Here is a 1,007-nt window from a genome sequence, read left to right as displayed (position 1 = left end):
ACGAATCACCAGTAAAGGGCGTTCTGCAACGCTCATCTGGTTAGACGTTTTTGTCTCAGCTTTAGGTAAGAGATACAGTGCCCCTGTTGCTTCTGGCGCGCTGCTGCATCCTGTCAATCCGGTTATAAGTGCTGTCGCTAATAAAAATACACGTTTCATTATTGTTGCCCTCTAACAGGAATTGGGTCCATCACTGCATCTTCCCCAAATACTAGTGACTTTGGGTTTTCATTTAGCTGTTTTAAACCAGGTTTGAATTCCGTCATCACCTTCTCTAGCTCTTTCAATGTCGATTCCATCTCACTGTACATTGTCGAGTTAGGGCCGTATCCATCCAGCGTTTTTTGCAGTTGCTGCAAGCTTTGGCGAATATCTGCAGGTATCTCTTGTGTGTCTTTTTGGCTTAAGAGCTTATCTATGCTATTCGCCACTTTTTCTGCGGACGCCAAGGTGCGCTCAGACGTTTTCAACGTTGCGTTCAGAGACGTTAATGTATCTTCCATTGGCAAGTTATTAAGCTTGTTTAAGAAGTCATTTACTTGGCGCTGAACCTGTGCAAAGCCACCTCGCATTGTAGGGAAGACGTCTAGCCCTTCATACGTGTTTGCTTCATATGGCGTATCGTCTGGATAAAAATCCGCGTCAATGTACAGTGCGCCAGTCAACAAATTCCCGGTTTTTAGTGTGCCGCGAAGCCCTTTTGCAAACTCGTCTTTTAGTTTCTCTTTGAACATTTCCATCGAGTGGGACTCAACATCACCGTATACACGGCCAAGCTCAATACGGACTAACACCGGAATTCTCTTCGCCGAGAAATGCTCTTCTGGAGTTGGAAGACGCATAGGCACTCTCATTACTGTACCAATGCGCAGGCCTCGGTATTCAACCGGAGCTTTGCGTTTTAGGCCACGAACGGACTCTTCGAATAGCATTACGAATTCGATGTATTCGTCGTACATGCCTTCGCGTACTTGTCTAACATCATCGTACAAACGGAAGTGCGTCAT

The 1,007-nt window shown here is 45.8% G+C and carries 1 protein-coding gene; it reads right to left on the bottom strand.

Annotated features, from left to right (window positions below; translation table 11 throughout):
* Positions 1-158: 158 nt before the first annotated feature.
* The coding region (locus R7E00_RS25375; protein WP_318124959.1) for an MlaD family protein at positions 159-1,007 on the bottom strand (849 nt) is incomplete at its 5' end.

This window comes from Vibrio sp. Vb1755, assembly GCF_033338635.1.
GTDB lineage: Bacteria > Pseudomonadota > Gammaproteobacteria > Enterobacterales > Vibrionaceae > Vibrio > Vibrio alginolyticus.
Note: the sequence above shows the minus strand (reverse complement) of the source record. Positions and strands in the feature narration are given on the sequence as shown.